Consider the following 15377-nt stretch of genomic DNA (forward strand, 5'->3'; position numbering starts at 1 on the left):
CGGCTTGCGTTTCCTTCTCTATCGGTAACGTCAGTTGGAGGGGGTTCTTGCGGCCCGGCGCTGATGCAGCGCCTCGAGGATCTTCCGGTGTTTGCCCGGCGACAGCGGGTAGAGGAAAGCAAGCCCCACGGAGATGCCGAGGAAGATCATCGGCCCCTGCCACAGCATGGCCCAGATGCCATCGATGGTCGACTGCGCCTGGCTTCGATTCGCGACGAAATCCACAGCCCCGAGCATGTGCCCGACGCCGCCGACCGCCATCGCCAGGGCCACCTTGTGCGCAAAACTGAAAACGCCGAAGATCGTCCCCTCCCCCCGGATGCCGGTACGCCACTCTCCATACTCGACCGTGTCCGGGACCATGGCCCACATGGAAAGCAGCGCCGCTGCAATCGAAAAGCCAATCAAGCCAATGAGGATGAAGAAGACGCTGATGCTTGGCATGCCGATTGCGCCCAGCGCTGCGTAGCCACAGATGCCCAGGCAGCCTCCGGCCATTGCGACGAATCGCTTCGACGTGCGCCGCATCACCCATGCCCAGAACGGGATGGCAATGAACACCTGGACGGCGACCGTGCCGAGGGCGGGCCCGATCAGGTCTTCCCTGTGCAGGCCGTACTTCATCACATAGGGAAGCGTCTTCGAGAAGAAGGTTCCCGCGCCGACGATCGCAACCGTGATGCCGCAGGCCAGCAGGAATGGCAGGTTGTGCGCCACCGTGGCGAGCGCCTCGCGAATCGTGATCCCGTGCGAGTCTGGCTGAACCCGCTCCTGCGTGGAAAAGAATGTGAGGAGGAACACAGGAATCGAAGCGACGGCATACAGCGCCATCACGACAAAAAAGCCTCGTTTCTGATCCGCCATCCCGAAAACGTGCACGAGCTTGAGGGTCAGCAGCGCTACCACAAGGCCGGCCGCACTCGCACAGACCATCCGATAAGCGGCGAGGCTTCCGCGCTCGCGGCTATCGCAGGTCAGCGTTGCCATCAGCGCGTTATAAGGCATCGAGAGAACGGTGTAGGTCGTCCTGAAAATCATGTGCGTGACCAGAACAAGGGCCAGCAGCGTCGTGCCCTGGAGGTTCGTGGGAAAGAACATGGCCATGAAGCTGAGCGCGAGGGGGACAGACCCGAACAGCAGATAGGGACGATAGCGACCCCAGCGGGTTCTCGTGCGATTGGCGATGTAGCCTGCCACGGGGTCGCATAGCGCATCCCAGAGCAATGCGCCGCCGAAGATCCAGCCCGCCGTAACGGGGGGAAGCCCCAGCACATCCGTGTAGTAGTACAGCAAGTACAGCGTGGTCGCCTGCCAGTACAAATTGAACGCAAAGTCACCGAGGCCAAAGCCAAGCTTCTTTCGCAGCGCAAGCCGTTCGTCGTTTCCCGGCGCCGGCGCCGGAGCCGGCAGCGCCGTCGGCGACACCGCGCAGTCGAGATTTGCAGCCGTCATGTAATCCACCTCGCAAACAAGGCATTCCTGCCGATATATCTACGCACAGACCAGCAGCGCCACGATGGTGGCGATCTCCGCATGCCCTGGACTCTTTATTTATCCACTCGGATAACTTTATCAGAACGACCGAAACTGGTTACTAGTACAATCCCTGACTCATTTGCGCAGCAAAGGCGGAAGCCAGGAATGCGGCGGCACGGTGCAAGGCGTGACCGCTATACAGGCGTCGAGCCGATAGATCCGGAGATGTTTCGCATTGCATTTCCGGATGCCAAGGGCGGAGATCGGGGCTTACCTCAGAGAAGGACGAAGATGCAAACCGTCAGGCTGGCACAGCAGGACCGAAGCGAGCAAACACGAGCGGCGATACTTGGCATTGCGCTGGAGCAGTTCTCCACGCGCGGCTTCGATGCCGTGAGCCTGCGAGAAATCGCCGACACGGCCGGGGTCAACCACGCGATGATCCGCTACTACTTTGGGAGCAAGGAAAATCTCTGGCGTGAGAGCGTGGCTCACCTGTTCGACCGATTCGTGGAGGAGACCCTGCCGCCGGGGCCGGACACCGAGGGGTTTTCACTGGATGGCGCGAAAGAGTACGTCCGCAGCTATGTCAGATACTGCGCGCGGCACCCGGAGCATGCTCGCCTGATGATGCAGGAAGCCAACCGGGACTCGGAACGCCTGAAATGGATGGCGGAGAAATTCATTCGCCCGCGCCATGACCGGACGATACCGCTTGTCAAGCAACTCGGTGCCTTGACGCCAGGGCTGGAGCGTATCGACGCCGTGATGCTGCTCTATATGATTACGGCCATTGCGCAGGTTCCGTATTTGCTGACCTCGGAAATCAAGTACGCCCACGGCATCCAGGTCATGCACGAGAAGACGGTCGAAGCCCATTGCGATGCGGTGCTGGCGTTCATCTTTCGATAGCCCGGCACGCAACGTACCTGCGAGGTGCAGCGACTGAGGGCGGATTGCGCAATCCCGACAAAAGCGGCGGCGTTCGCGGGAGTTCGTCGCCCGTGAAGCCGCGCGCCTGCTCTGGCTTGTCACTTCATCAACGATTGCGCCAACGCGTCGAAGGCACGGAACGTGATCGGATTGTTGGCCGCATTGCTGGCAACGGGGTGCGAGGCATAACGGACGATGGTCAACTCGGCCTTGGGGTCGATGTAGATGCGCTGACCATAGACACCGAACGCCTGATACACGCCGTGGCTATCGTGGGTGACCCACCACATATCGCGGTAGCTCCATCCAGGCAGGGCCGGCCCGCTGGTTGAATTGGCGAACTTCGCACGATCCCCGCCCCGACGAATGTCTGCGACCACGGAAGTCGGAATGATCTGACGGCCATTGAAGCGGCCGTCATTGCGCATCAGTTCGCCGAAGCGAGCCAGGTCCCGCAGCGTCGTATTGAACCCGCCGCCGCCAGATTCGGTGCCAATGCTGTCCACCGTGAAATAGGCATCCTGCTCTGCGCCCATCGGCTGCCAGATGCGGGCCGAGAGCAGCTGAGCAAGCGACTGGCCGGACACCCGCCGCAGAATCCAGGCCAGCACTTCGGCGTTGACCGTCTTGTAGGCAAAGACCTGGTTGTGATCGCCTTCCTTGCGCAAGGTCCGGAGGAAGTCGTAGAAATTGGGCGGACCGCTGTAGCCAGCCGGACGTGCCAGCATGCCGCCGGCACGGGCATAGTCCCAGATCTCGGCCTTGGGATTGGCGTAGTCCTCCGAGTAGTGCACGCCCACGGTCATGTCCATCACTTCGCGCACTGTTGCGTCGCCGTAGGCAGTGTCAGCCAACTCGGGCAGATAGCGTGTCACGGGGGCCGCCGGATCCAGTTTGCCGTCAGCCACGAGCATGGCGGCGAGTGTTCCGACGAGAGACTTGGTGACCGACATGGCGATATGCGGCGTGTGGTCGTTCAGCGCGCCAAAGTACCGCTCATAGATGACCTTGCCTTTGTGCATCACCAGAATGCCGTCGGTATAGGTCAACGTCAGCATGTCCGCGAAAGTGCGGCGCGTGCCGTCGACATCGGTAAACGGAATCGATCCGATGTCGCGTTCGGCGCGAGGCAGAGGGCTGGCCGGACCGTTGCCACGCCAGACCGTTGCAGTCGGAACGAGTTCGCGGATATGCGAGAAGGCCCAGCGATTGCGGGGATAGACGACACTTTCGGGCGTGTGCATGACCAGCTTGGCTGCCGGCGGCGGGAAGCCCTGCATCCATCCCATCGTAAGCGGGTCACTGCTCACGGCCTTGGCCAGTGCGGCGACGCTGGGCGACAGCGCCGGGCCGCCCTGGGCCGGTGCGGCGGGCGCCTGCCCGATTGACGGCATGCTCAGCCCGAGAAGCGTCATGGTTGCCAGCCAGTGCTGCCATCGGCATCGCACGTCATTGACTGGGCGCGTGGATTTCGCCTGCATCGTGTCTCCTCTCGTGGTGTCTTGTGTTGTGTTGTGTTGTGCTGCTTGCGGCGGTTGCCGCCTTATGCATTCGCAGGCCTGCACAGACCTGGGTGGTGCCTATCGTTCGCCACCGCTCTTGTGCGCGATCAACGCGACGACCAGCTTCTCGATGCATTGGTTGAGCGTCTTGCGCTCTGTCTCTGTCAGGGTATCGAGCAGCATCTGTTCCAGCACGTCGCCGCGCCGATACGTAAGCTCGATCATTTCGATACCGGTCGGGGTCAGGTAGAGATTGACCTGGCGCGCATCCTGCTCGCCAATCTGCCGACGCAACAACCCTCGCTGCGCGAGCGCGGTAACGCACTTCGACGTGACCGATTTTTCGAGCAGCGTCAGTGCGATCAGCCGTGTCAGCGTCAGCCCAGGCTCCAGTGCAACGAGGCGCAGTACCCGAAGATCCCGCACACCGATACCAAACTCCCGCTCATAGAGCGCTGATGCTGCACTCTTGGTCATGTCGGAAAGACGATCAAGCCGGAACGAGAGATAGTCGAGGAGCGAAGGCTGGGACGGGGACATGGATCGGCCGCAAGCGGCAACGTTTGGCTGAATGGATTCTATTAGAAATAGTTTCCACACGCAACCAAATCACCGACGCCTTGAAGCGATGCCTACAAAAGCGACTCCCGAGCCTGTATCAGGCCAGGTCACGCAACATGTGCGGCATCCCCGGGATTCCGTTTGGCCGCCACCCCACTCCACCGGCCGGCCAACGACGCTTCCAGCCCAAACAGATCCAGGACCCTGCCGAGGGAATAGTCGACCATGTCTTCCAGGCTGGCGGGTCGCGCGTAGAAGGCCGGAACCGGCGGATAGACGATGGCGCCGATGTCGGTCACGGTGGCCATGCTGCGCAGGTGCCCGGCGTGCAACGGGGTTTCCCGCACCATCAGTACAAGCCGGCGGCGCTCTTTCAGCATCACGTCGGCAGCCCGCGACATCAGGGAACTGGTGACGCCGCTCGCGATTTCGGAGAGCGTCTTGATCGAACATGGCGCGATGATCATGCCGTCGGCGTGAAACGAGCCGCTGGCGATGGCGGCGCCAATATCGCCGTTGGCGTGAACGACGTCCGCCAAGGCGTGGATGTCCGCCGGGCGCAGCTCAGTCTCGCAGTTGAGCGTGAGATGGGCCGAGCGGCTCATCACCAGGTGGGACTCCACATCCAGGCCCCGCAGCAGGCGCAATAGCCGGATGCCATAGATGGCGCCGGAGGCGCCGGTGATGCCGACCACGATGCGCCGGCGCCCCTGACGATTGGGCGTTTCCATCGTTATGGCCTCCAGTCGGAGCGGCCGGTGTCGAGCCGGCCGTCCGCGTGCAGTCTGGCCCTGACGCGCTCCATGACCTCGGCTGGCGGCACGGCGCGATGCCAGTCCTGGCGATCGCTTGCCTTGCGGGTCGCGTCCACCCCCATCTTGGTGGCCACGCCGTCCTGCTTGATCGGTTCGGAGCGGTCGGTCCGCGCGCCAGGGGCGATCAGCAGGTCGCGGTCGGGCCGCATGCGTGTGGCAACAGCCCATTCCACCTGGGCGGAATCCCAGGGGTCGATGTCGTCATCGACGACGGTCACGTTCTTGATGAGATTCACGCTGCCCCAGATCGCGAACATCACCTTCCTGGCCTCGCCTGCGCGATGGGCTGCGATGCTCACGACCGCGTTCAGGCGGCCGCAGCCGCCATGCCCGACGGCGACCTCACGCACCGGTATCGCGGCCGCGCGCAGCATGCGCGCCAGGCCCGCAGCAATCGCTACGCCGCCGATCAAGGTGTGCTCGGGATAGTAGCCGGGCTGAATCACCTGGAAGAAGGCGTCGTCGCGCCGCGTCATGCAGTGAAACTCGGCAATCGGCCCGTCGCCGTATGGCTCATACATGCCGTGGTACTCGGACACGAGCTGTTCGTCGTGCCGGCTCCCCACGTCAAGCACGCCTTCGAGCACGATCTCGCATTGCGCCGGCACGTCGAGGTCGATGGTGCGGCAGGCCACGGTCTGTACCGGCTCGCCCAGCAGCGCGCCCGCCACTTCAAGCTCGTCGTCGCCAAGGCGCAGGTAGAGCGCCGCGGCGATCAGGACAGCAGGATGATTTCCGATTGTGACCGCGATCTCAAGTTTCTCGCCACGCTTTCTGGCGGCCTCGGCCATGACGGCCAGATGGTGATTGGGTGCGATGCCGACCATGCCGCGATTGCCGTCCAGCAACTTGACCCGGGCAAATGAGACATTGCCGCGGCCGCTCGCGCGGTCACGCGCGAAGATCACGCCGGCCGTGATGTAGGCGCCGGTTTCCCGGGGAAAGAATAGCGGCGCGGGAAGCTCGCGCTGCAGGTCCGGCCTGTCGATGACGGTCTGCTGGCAAGGCCCGTTGCCGACGCGCTCTGGCGCGAGGCCGCTTCCGATCGCGTCGACGATGCGCTGCTGCAGGGTCTGGGGCGTTGCGCCGATGCCGCGGGCAATGCGCGGCAATGTGTTGAGGAGGTTGCCAACGGCAGGCAGCCCGTGGCCGGCGATGGCCTCGAAGCGCAACGCGGGGCCGTCGGGCAGTTGTGCCAGATAGGCTGAGATCTCGTATTGGGTGCTTACCGGTTCGCTAACACGCATCAGTTCGCCGCGCTCGTCGAGGGACTGGACAAAGCCGCGCAGCGACTGGCGTTGCAGGCTGGCGCTTCCCGCTATCTGGCGGGGCTCCTTGGTACGCATGGTGACTCCTTCGTATTGCTGGGTTGTCGAGGCATCCGGCAAGCAGTCTTGCCGGATGGTTGCGACGGCCGTCGGATGACGACGCTGCAGGCGAGGCTGCCGGGGCAGCAAGCCCGGCGCTTTCGCGAGAGTCTAGGCCAATCAATGGCAAAACATCGTATGCTTATATATTCCACCCAATTAACATGATGTTATGAAGCTGAACCTGCGCCAGATCGAGGTATTTAGAGCCATCATGCTGAGCGGCTCCATCAGTGGGGCGTCAAAGCTGTTGTACGTCTCGCAGCCGGCCGTGAGCCGGCTGATTTCATATACGGAACAGCGCCTGGGATTGCTCCTCTTCCAGCGCATCAAGGGGCGGCTCTATCCGACGCCGGAGGCACGCCGTTTGTTCGATGAGGTCGGCGCCGTCTACCAGAGCGTGCAGCGGGTCAATGAAGTGGCCGAGAATCTGGCCGAGAATCGCGTAGGACAGTTGCGAATTGCGTGCAGCCCCAATATCGGCCAGTCGCTGATGCCGCGGGCGGTAGCGATCTTTTGCCAGCGTTACCCGGACGTGAGGATTGTGCTGCACACGCTGATCCCGGGTGCCCTGCTGCAGGGCCTGCTGACGCACCAGGTCGAGTTGGGGATCACGTTCATGCCAGTCGGCCACCCCAGCCTCCAGGTGCTTCCGCTCTACAGGAATCGCATCGTCGCGGTGTTGCCCAAGGATCACCGTCTGGCGGCACGCGATTGCATAGACGCCAGCGACCTGATCGATGAGCCGTTTGTCGGCTATAGCAGCGACATCCCGTTTGGCCAGCTGGTGCAGCAGGTCTTCGGCAGCGAGGACCGCCAGCCGGTGCCGCGCATCGAAGTGCAGCAGGCCCATGTCGCTTGTTCCATGGTTCAGGCGGGGGTAGGCGTGGCGCTCGTGGATGAGATCACGATGCAGGGGCCAATCTGGTCCGGCGTGGTGGCCCGGCCGATCACACCTGAAGTGCATGCGCCAATCGACGTGTTCCGCCTGGAGCTGCAGCCGCTCTCCCGCCTCGCGCAGGAATTCATTATCGTCCTCAAGTCACTGGGAACCTGACGGGCTGGCATCCCTTGATGAGCCTCGGATGCCTGCGCCGGTTTTCCGCGGTGTTTGGCGGCCGCGCCGGCTGTTCTTATGGGCACGCATCGTTTGCAATGCAGCTGCATTTTCCGGATGCCGTCCGCTGTGGTTTGCGCAACGCCAGTGCGTGGCCGCCTCAACGAGCGGCACAATCGCCTAGTCATAACAAGTTGTTATGAAGTTGGAACAAAAAGTAAAGCGACATTATTTGGTGAGCTACCTAATATCCCGTCGATCAAAACCGCAACAAGGCAGGACCTAGCCGTCCGCGTTGCGCTCGCCTGAACAGACACCCCCTGCGATCGCGGTTCCGGTCGTGCGAAGAAGAGCTTGTCACCCAGGCATCCCGACAGTCCGCAGCCTAGCGAGACGATCGATCCACATGGCGAACATTAGGAGCATTGGCATGAAAGAAGTAGTTCTCGATCCGCAGAGCAGACCAGGAGACGACTCGATACAGCGGGATGACCAAGAGGCTCGCAGCGCGGGTGCGGGGCGCCGCGCCGTCATCGCCGCCTCGGCGGGCAATGCGCTGGAATGGTATGACTTCACGGTCTACGCACTGTTTGCCGTCTACATCGGCCAGAACTTCTTCCAGAACGACAATCCGACCGTGCAACTGATGGGCTCGTTCATGGCATTCGGCCTGGGATATGTGGCGCGCCCGCTGGGCGCCCTGTTTCTTGGCTCCTATGGCGACCGCAAGGGCCGCAAGGCCGCGCTGACCATGACCATCATGCTGATGGCGCTTGGCACGCTGCTGATTGCGGTGGCGCCGCCCTATGCCGCCATCGGTGTTGGCGCGCCGCTGCTGATCGTATGCGGCCGCGTGCTGCAAGGTTTCTCGGCGGGGGGCGAAGTCGGCGGCGCGACGGCTTTCCTGGTCGAGCACGCACCGGCGCACAAGAAGGGGCAGTACGCCTCGTGGCTGCAGGCCAGCATGGGTATCTGCAATATCCTTGGTGCGCTGGTGGCCACCTTGGTGACTACCTTCTATACGCCGGATCAGATCACGGAATGGGCGTGGAGGATTCCGTTCATCATCGGACTGGCGATTGCCCCGGTTGGCCTGTGGATGCGCAAGACGCTGGACGAAACGCCGCATTTCAAGCAGGAGGAGGCCCGCATGAAGCAGCAGGGCATCACGAAGAAGGCGCCACTGCTGCAAGTCGTGCGCGAATGCCCCAAGCAACTGCTTTCCGGCTTCGGCCTTTCGGTGCTATGGGCAGCGGGCCCGTATTCACTGATCATCTTCATGCCGATCTACGTGCAGAAGTCGATGGGCTTCACCGGGTCGCAGGCCTTCCTGGCGGCCTTCATCGGCAACATCTTCCTTACCGCGGGCTGCGTATTCGCCGGGACATTGTCCGACCGCTTCGGCCGGCACCGCATCCTGCGGATCGGTGCGACCTCGCTGCTGGTCTGCGTCTATCCGCTGATGATGTGGTTGCAGTCCTCGCACACGACATTGACGCTGGTGATCGTGCAATCGGCGTTCTGTGCGCTGATCTCGCTGTTCGTCGGGGTGGCGCCGGCAGCCTTGTCCGAGATATTCCCGACCGCGGTGCGCTCCTCCGGCATGTCGCTGTCCTATAACACGGCCGTCACACTGCTGGGCGGCTTTGCTCCCGCGATCCTGACCTGGATCACCTACACGACCGGCGTGGCATTCGCGCCGGCGCTGTACGTCATGGGCGCCGCCATCGTCGCCCTTGTCGCCATTTCCCTGCTGCCCAAGGCACGCGAGGACTAAGACTGATACGCAAGGCGGGCCATGCCGATTCCGGTGGCCCGCCAAATGGTCAGTCCGCAAAAGACCACACCACAAGAAGGAGAGGAAACCATGAAGATCCGGAAAAAATACCGGAGGAGCGCCCCTGCGCGCTCGTCTCGCCGCCTGCTCGGGCTATTTGGCCTGCTTGCGCTTTCGGCCGCTAGCAGCGCCTATGCCGATTCGAGTGTCCAGATCACCGGCGTCATCGATACGTACGCCGGATCGCTCAAGCGCAGCGGTGAAGCCGGCAGGACGGGCGTGGTCAACAGTAGCGGGATGACGACTTCCTGGTGGGGCTTCAAGGGCGTCGAGGACCTGGGCGGCGGCCTGAAGGCGCAATTCAACCTGACGAGTTTCTTCCGGCCCGACACCGGCGGCGCGGGGCGCTACGATGCCGACACGCTCTTTTCGCGGGACGCCAACGTCGGACTGACGGGCGCTTTCGGGCGCGTGTCGCTGGGCCGCGACCTGGCACCCAACTTCATCCCATCGGTTTCCCTCAATCCGTTTGGCGGTTCGTTTGCCTTCGCGCCGCTGCTGGTGCAGACGCAGGCGTCGAGCGGCTACACGCGAGGACAGAAATGGGCTGCCACCGAAGCCGGCGATACCGGCTGGAGCAACGAGGTCATGTATGTGACCCCCAACCTCGGCGGCCTGGTGGCGAGCGCCTTCTATCAGTTCGGCGAACAGATTGGCAATGCGGGCAAGAACAATATTGGCGTCAATGCGATGTACAGCAATGGCCCGGCGACGTTGGGCGCCTACTATCAGCGCGTCAAGGTCAACAATCCCGTCGACAATGCCGCAGGCAATTCCGGCGTTTTTTCCTTCACGCCCTATAACAGCCAGACCGGTGCGATCTACAAGCTGACGCCGGCCAGGGAGCAGGGAACGTGGTTCGTCGGCGGCGCGTACGATCTGCGTGTGGCCAAGTTGTTCGCGACCTATCAGCACTCATCCAACGCGCTGCCCGATGGCTTCGACAGCGCGCATTTCAAGCTCCAGTCGAGCACGATGCAGCTTGGCGCGAGCGCGCCGCTCATGCAGGGAACCGCCATGTTGTCCTGGGCCAGGACAACCATAAAGGCTGACGGAGACTATCGCGCCAGCCTGGGCAGAGACGGATGGCAATCCACGGTCAGGCGTGACACGGTATCGCTCGGCTACGACTACCTGCTGTCCAAGCGGACCGACCTGTACGCGGTGGCAATGTACGACAAGATCACGGACCAGGCGGGCGGCGCCAGCTTCGCAGTCGGCGCAAGGCACAAGTTCTAGCGTTCCAGAGTTCCAGCAAGCTGACAGATTGCTGGCAGCGAAGCTTGCGTGCCGGCATCCACAGGATGCCGGCACGCATCAGGCACTGCATCAGACACGTCAGGCGCGAGTGAGTACCGTGTCCAGTTCCAGCACGGACTGATACAGCACGCGTGTGCCATCGAGCAGCTGCGAGGGGTCGATCCATTCTTCCGGGCAATGGCTGCGGCCATTCAGGCAAGGAATGAAGATCATGCCGATCGGGCCCGTGGGTGCCATATACACCGCGTCGTGGCCCGCACCGCTTGGCAAGCGCATCGAGGCATAGCCGAGCCGGTTGGCGGCAGCTTCCACCGCATCCATGACCACTGGCGAGCAGTCGGTGGGCCGCGCCCGGCTGACCGGCGACATATCCACGCTGAGCCGCAGCGCGGCGATGTCGGGCGCCACGCCAGCCATGAGCGCCTCGGGGAAACTGCCCAGCACCTGCTCGCTGTCGCTGCGAAGCTCCAGCATCAGTTCCACGTGGCCCGGCACGGCATTGGGCACATTCGGCGTCATCGCGATGCGGCCGATGGTGGCAACGACGTAGTGCGGATTTCCACTGAGCGCACTGGCGTGACGGTGGGCGGCATCGATGATGCGCGCGGCACCGACCAGCGCATCGCGCCGGATGTCCATCGGTGTGGTGCCGGCGTGGTCAGGCTGGCCCTTGACCGTGATCAGCGCGCGGCGAATGCCCACGATGTTGGTCACCACGCCGATCGGCAGCTTGCGGGTTTCCAGCACCGGCCCTTGCTCGATGTGCAGTTCCACGAATGCCGCGGTGCCGCCGGCGCCGCGCAGGGGCGCGCCCAGCGCCGCCGGGTCGCCACCGATACGGCGTATGCCTTCGGCGAGCGTTTCCCCTTTCGCATCGCTGGCCGACAACATATCCGCAGGAAGCTGGCCCGACAGCGCGCGGCTGCCCACGCAGGAGATGCCGTAGTCGCTGGGTTCTTCCGACAGGAAGTCGATTACCTCGAATGGGTGCGCCAGCGTGACGCCATGCTCGTGCATCGCATGCGCGACCTCGATGCCAGCCAGCACGCCGATGATGCCGTCAAAGCGCCCACCGCCGACCACCGTGTCGCAATGCGACCCCGTGACAATCGGCTTGCGCTGCGGATCGCGCCCGGCGCGCCGGCCCACGAGGTTGCCGCCGGCGTCCTGATGCACCGCCAGGCCAGCGGCTTCGAACTCCTGGCGCAGCCAGGCGCGCGCTTGCGCAAACATCGGCGAAAAAGCCCGGCGGGTCCAGGGAACCTCGGGCTGCGTCATGCGCGACAGCGTTTCGACCCGCGCCCACAGGCGCTCGGCATTCAAGGGAGGGAGAGTATTCGACATGGATTCCAATATGCGTAGTGACAGGCGATGCGGGCTCAAGCCGCGTAGGGGCGCAGGAAACGGCCATCGCCCGGGTTGTTGACGATGCGCTTGCCGTCGTAGACCTGTTGGCCGCGGCACCAGGTGCCGGCCACGCGCACGCTGAACTCGCGGCCTTCGAACGCACTCCATTGCACGGCCGACAGGCTGCCGGAGGGATCGAAGGCATGGCGCTCGGGGGCAAGGATCACGATATCGGCATCGTAGCCAACCGCCAGCGAGCCCTTCCGGTCGTCCAGCAGGAAGTGGCGCGCGGGGTTCCGGCAGAGCTGCCTGGCCACCATGGCCGGCGTGATGCCATGCTCTTCGCAGCCGGTCCAGAAGGCGGGCAGCAACGTTTCCAGACCCGGCCCGCCAGACGCATTCTTGAACACATTGGGATCCTGCTTGCGCTCCAGCCCCCAGCTGACGTGGTCCGAAGAGACGAAGGTGCACTCGTCACGCGCGATGTGCGTCCACAACAAGTCCACCTCGGCTTTGGGCCGAATCGGCGGATAGTGCTTGGTCCTGGCGCCGAAGCGGCGCGTATGCTCCTCGTGGTTCAGCATGAGGTATTGCACGCACGTTTCGATGCTGGCGTGGTGGCCCGCGCGGCGGTACATATTGCACAGCTCGAAGCCGCGCGACGTGGACACATGGACGGCATGCGCGCGCGCGCCGGTTTGCGCGCCGATCTCATAGATGATGCCGGTTGCCAGGTTCTCGATCAACGGCGTGTGGGCACGCAGGAAGGCATCCCAGCCGGTGTCGCCCGCTTCGGTCATGCGGGCGATGTTCTTGCGCGTCAGCTCCTGCATCTGATTGTGGACACCGCAGGCCAACCCCGTTGGCGCGATCAGGCGGAAGGCCTCATAGAGATCATCTTCCGCGACGCGGGGGAAACGCCCGGGCGTGGCCTCGAAGGTCGAAAACTTGAAGGCGCAGACGCCGCCCTCGATCAGCCCGGCGGCGGCCTGCAGGCCGTGGGTGGCATTCAACGTGCCAAACAGGGCCACGTCCACATGGCAGTCCCGCTCGGCTTGTGCGATCTTGGCGTCCAGTTGGGCGCGCGCCGCGACCGGCTCGGGGTCGTCGTAGGGCATGTCGACCATCACCGTCACGCCACCGGCGGCGGCCGCGCGGGATGCCCAGCCCAGACCTTCCTGGTCGCGTTGGCTGCCCGAGTGGACCTGTCCATCGATGACCCCGGGCAAGACCCATTGACCACGCGCATCCACCGTATCGCGCGCAGCCGGCGCCGCACCGGTGCCGCGTGCCGCAACCCTCCCCTCGCGTACCGCCAGCCAGCCATCGTCCACCACGCCGTGCGCTTCCACAAGTCTGCCTCGTACCACCAGATCAAAATCGCCCATGACACTCCTGTCGGTTCGTGCTGTTTAGATCCCGGTAGTGTAGTGAGCGATATGCCAGCACGTCCTATGCCAATATGTGTGAAGGCGTTGAGCAAATGTTATGACTTGAGCGTCTGCCTCCGGGCCGTGCGGGCATCTTCCACGCGGACCGAAATCCGGGCATGCTCGGGCAAGGATGTGAACCCGCTTGGGGCAGTCATGGAGGTGGGTGAATAGGTGGCTGCTGTGCAGCGCTATCGCGACGTCGCGCGAGTTCGCTTTGGAGGCCGGCCGATGCGCAGTCCCGGCTGCCCTGCCCTCGGTCGACCGCCGCTGCCGGACGCCGCGGCGAGTCAGGCTGGCCTGCCTGCCACCCTAGATGTCGTCAAGGGGATAGATCGGCCGCCGCACGTTCTCGAAAGTCAGCTTGCCGAAATCGGAAGTCGTCACGCCAATGCTGTCGCACTCGAAGACATGCGCCGCCAGGTCGCCAAAGCCGGCGCGCCAGTGAACGCGGCTCTTCATCACCAGGAACTTCTTGCGCGCGGGATCGATGCCGAGTGCCTGGAAGCAGCTGAGATCGAAGGGTTCCATGTGCGAGGAGACCACGACGACCTGGATCGTACCGGTGTCCAGCACAACCGTCTTGCCGGTGCTCACCTCCACGCCCGCATTCATGGGGCCGCGCAGATGGAAACGCCCATCGCTGATAAGACGCACGCGCGCGGTGAGCCGGATGGGCTCATTGCGATCCCCCGTTGCCTGCAGGGCGGTCCGCCCGCCAAGCGCAAGCGAGACCTCGTTGCCGATGCCGGCCAGAATCGCCTCTTCGACAGCAAGGGGATCGTGAATCGCATAGAAGACGGCGTCCGTGAGTTCTTGCCGAAGCACCTCCCGGAGAACCGCGGTGGTATCCATCGTGCCGCCCGACGCCACATTGTCGCAGTGGTCCAGCAGCACTACCGGGCTGCCTTCGGCCGCATTGGCGCGGGCGACGGTTTCGGCCAGCGGCGCGCCATGATAGAGAAAACGGGAGCGCTGCTCCCATGCCTGGCCCAGCAGCGCCTGGCAGGCCTGCCAGGCGCCGACGCCGTCCGCATCGGCGCAGATGACCGCGGACAGGCCCGCATTGCGGACATCGGCGTGGGGAAATCCGGTGAACATTGAGGCGGCGAGAATGCCGCAACCCGCCTGTTCGAGCGCGATGCACGATGCCTGCAAGGAGCGATTGGGCTCGGCGTGCGTGCCCTGGCGCATCACATGCGGGAGCATGGGACGGTTATCCCATGCCAATACCGGACGGATTTCCCCCTGGATGGCGCGGCACAACAGTTCCGCGGCGCGCTTGCCGGCGGCTGCCATGTCGACGTGCGGGTAAGTGTGATATCCGGTCAGCACGGTGACGCGGGAGATCATCTCCGGATACAGGTTGGCGTGCATGTCCAGCGTGACGCCGATCGGCGTATCCGGCTGCACGTCTCGCAGGCGCCGCAGCAGTTCGCCCTCCCCGTCCTCGTAATCGGGCGTCACCATGGCGCCGTGCAAGTCCAGCAGGATGCCGTCGAATGCCTCGCTGGCCGCCGCCTGCACGATCAGCCCGCAGATGCGCTCGTAGGCCTGCGGATCGACCGGGCCGCTTGGAGATGCTTCGGCCACCACCGGCACCACCATGTGGGCGCCAAGGCGTTGCGCCACTTCGATAAAGCCGCCCATCGCGGTGCCTGTGCCACGCCGCGCGGCGATCGCCTCGGCGCCGCCAAGGACCGCACCGTCGCGAAAAAAACGCTGGAACGGCGTGGGAACCGGTGAAAACGTGTTGGTCTCGTGTTTGAACGAGGCAAGCAGCAGCCGCATC

12 protein-coding genes are annotated in these 15377 nt (G+C 63.7%); 4 read left to right on the forward strand and 8 right to left on the reverse strand.

Translation table 11 applies throughout. The features are described 5' to 3' along the window. Positions 1–30: 30 nt before the first annotated feature. Entirely contained in the window at positions 31–1452 is a 1422-nt protein-coding gene (locus RR42_RS30180; protein ID WP_043355429.1) for an MFS transporter, read from the reverse strand. Between the two features lie 249 nt (positions 1453–1701). Here RR42_RS30180 and RR42_RS30185 point away from each other — a divergent pair, with 249 nt between their 5' ends. Next, complete coding sequence (locus RR42_RS30185) at positions 1702–2388, forward strand: TetR/AcrR family transcriptional regulator (RefSeq protein WP_236702076.1); 687 nt, start codon at positions 1702–1704, stop codon at positions 2386–2388. Positions 2389–2507: 119 nt separating this feature from the next. Here RR42_RS30185 and RR42_RS30190 read toward each other — a convergent pair whose 3' ends face one another. The 4 genes from RR42_RS30190 to RR42_RS30205 all read right to left on the reverse strand — a co-directional run bounded on the left by RR42_RS30190 (position 2508) and on the right by RR42_RS30205 (position 6675). Further along, entirely contained in the window at positions 2508–3824 is a 1317-nt protein-coding gene (locus RR42_RS30190) for a serine hydrolase domain-containing protein (RefSeq protein WP_236702238.1), read from the reverse strand. Positions 3825–3989: 165 nt separating this feature from the next. Further along, positions 3990–4451 (reverse strand): MarR family winged helix-turn-helix transcriptional regulator, encoded by a 462-nt coding sequence (locus RR42_RS30195; RefSeq protein WP_043355431.1) that lies wholly within the window; start codon positions 4449–4451, stop codon positions 3990–3992. 128 nt (positions 4452–4579) lie between these two features. Further along, on the reverse strand, positions 4580–5203 hold the full coding sequence (locus tag RR42_RS30200) for a UbiX family flavin prenyltransferase (protein WP_043355433.1): 624 nt from the start codon (positions 5201–5203) through the stop codon (positions 4580–4582). A 2-nt stretch (positions 5204–5205) separates the two neighbouring features. Next, a complete protein-coding gene (locus RR42_RS30205) occupies positions 5206–6675 on the reverse strand; it encodes a UbiD family decarboxylase (RefSeq protein WP_144409991.1) in 1470 nt (489 codons plus the stop codon). A gap of 151 nt (positions 6676–6826) precedes the next feature. Here RR42_RS30205 and RR42_RS30210 point away from each other — a divergent pair, with 151 nt between their 5' ends. From RR42_RS30210 to RR42_RS30220, 3 genes are all read left to right on the forward strand, one after another. Then, positions 6827–7711: a LysR family transcriptional regulator gene (locus tag RR42_RS30210; RefSeq protein WP_043355434.1), complete on the forward strand. Its 885-nt coding sequence runs from the start codon at positions 6827–6829 to the stop codon at positions 7709–7711. Between the two features lie 430 nt (positions 7712–8141). Next, a complete protein-coding gene (locus RR42_RS30215) occupies positions 8142–9488 on the forward strand; it encodes an MFS transporter (protein WP_052495078.1) in 1347 nt (448 codons plus the stop codon). A 90-nt stretch (positions 9489–9578) separates the two neighbouring features. Then, positions 9579–10787 (forward strand): porin, encoded by a 1209-nt coding sequence (locus RR42_RS30220; RefSeq protein WP_052495079.1) that lies wholly within the window; start codon positions 9579–9581, stop codon positions 10785–10787. Between the two features lie 99 nt (positions 10788–10886). Here the strand turns inward: RR42_RS30220 and RR42_RS30225 are convergent, their stop codons facing one another. The 3 genes from RR42_RS30225 to RR42_RS30235 form a co-directional block, all read right to left on the reverse strand. After that, on the reverse strand, positions 10887–12152 hold the full coding sequence (locus RR42_RS30225) for a Zn-dependent hydrolase (RefSeq protein WP_043355435.1): 1266 nt from the start codon (positions 12150–12152) through the stop codon (positions 10887–10889). A gap of 35 nt (positions 12153–12187) precedes the next feature. Continuing rightward, a complete protein-coding gene (locus tag RR42_RS30230) occupies positions 12188–13543 on the reverse strand; it encodes a dihydroorotase (RefSeq protein ID WP_043355437.1) in 1356 nt (451 codons plus the stop codon). Between the two features lie 354 nt (positions 13544–13897). Then, on the reverse strand, positions 13898–15376 hold the full coding sequence (locus RR42_RS30235; RefSeq protein ID WP_043355439.1) for a M81 family metallopeptidase: 1479 nt from the start codon (positions 15374–15376) through the stop codon (positions 13898–13900). Between the last annotated feature and the right edge of the window lies 1 nt (position 15377).

Origin of the sequence: Cupriavidus basilensis (assembly GCF_000832305.1) — a bacterium.
Lineage (GTDB): Bacteria > Pseudomonadota > Gammaproteobacteria > Burkholderiales > Burkholderiaceae > Cupriavidus > Cupriavidus basilensis_F.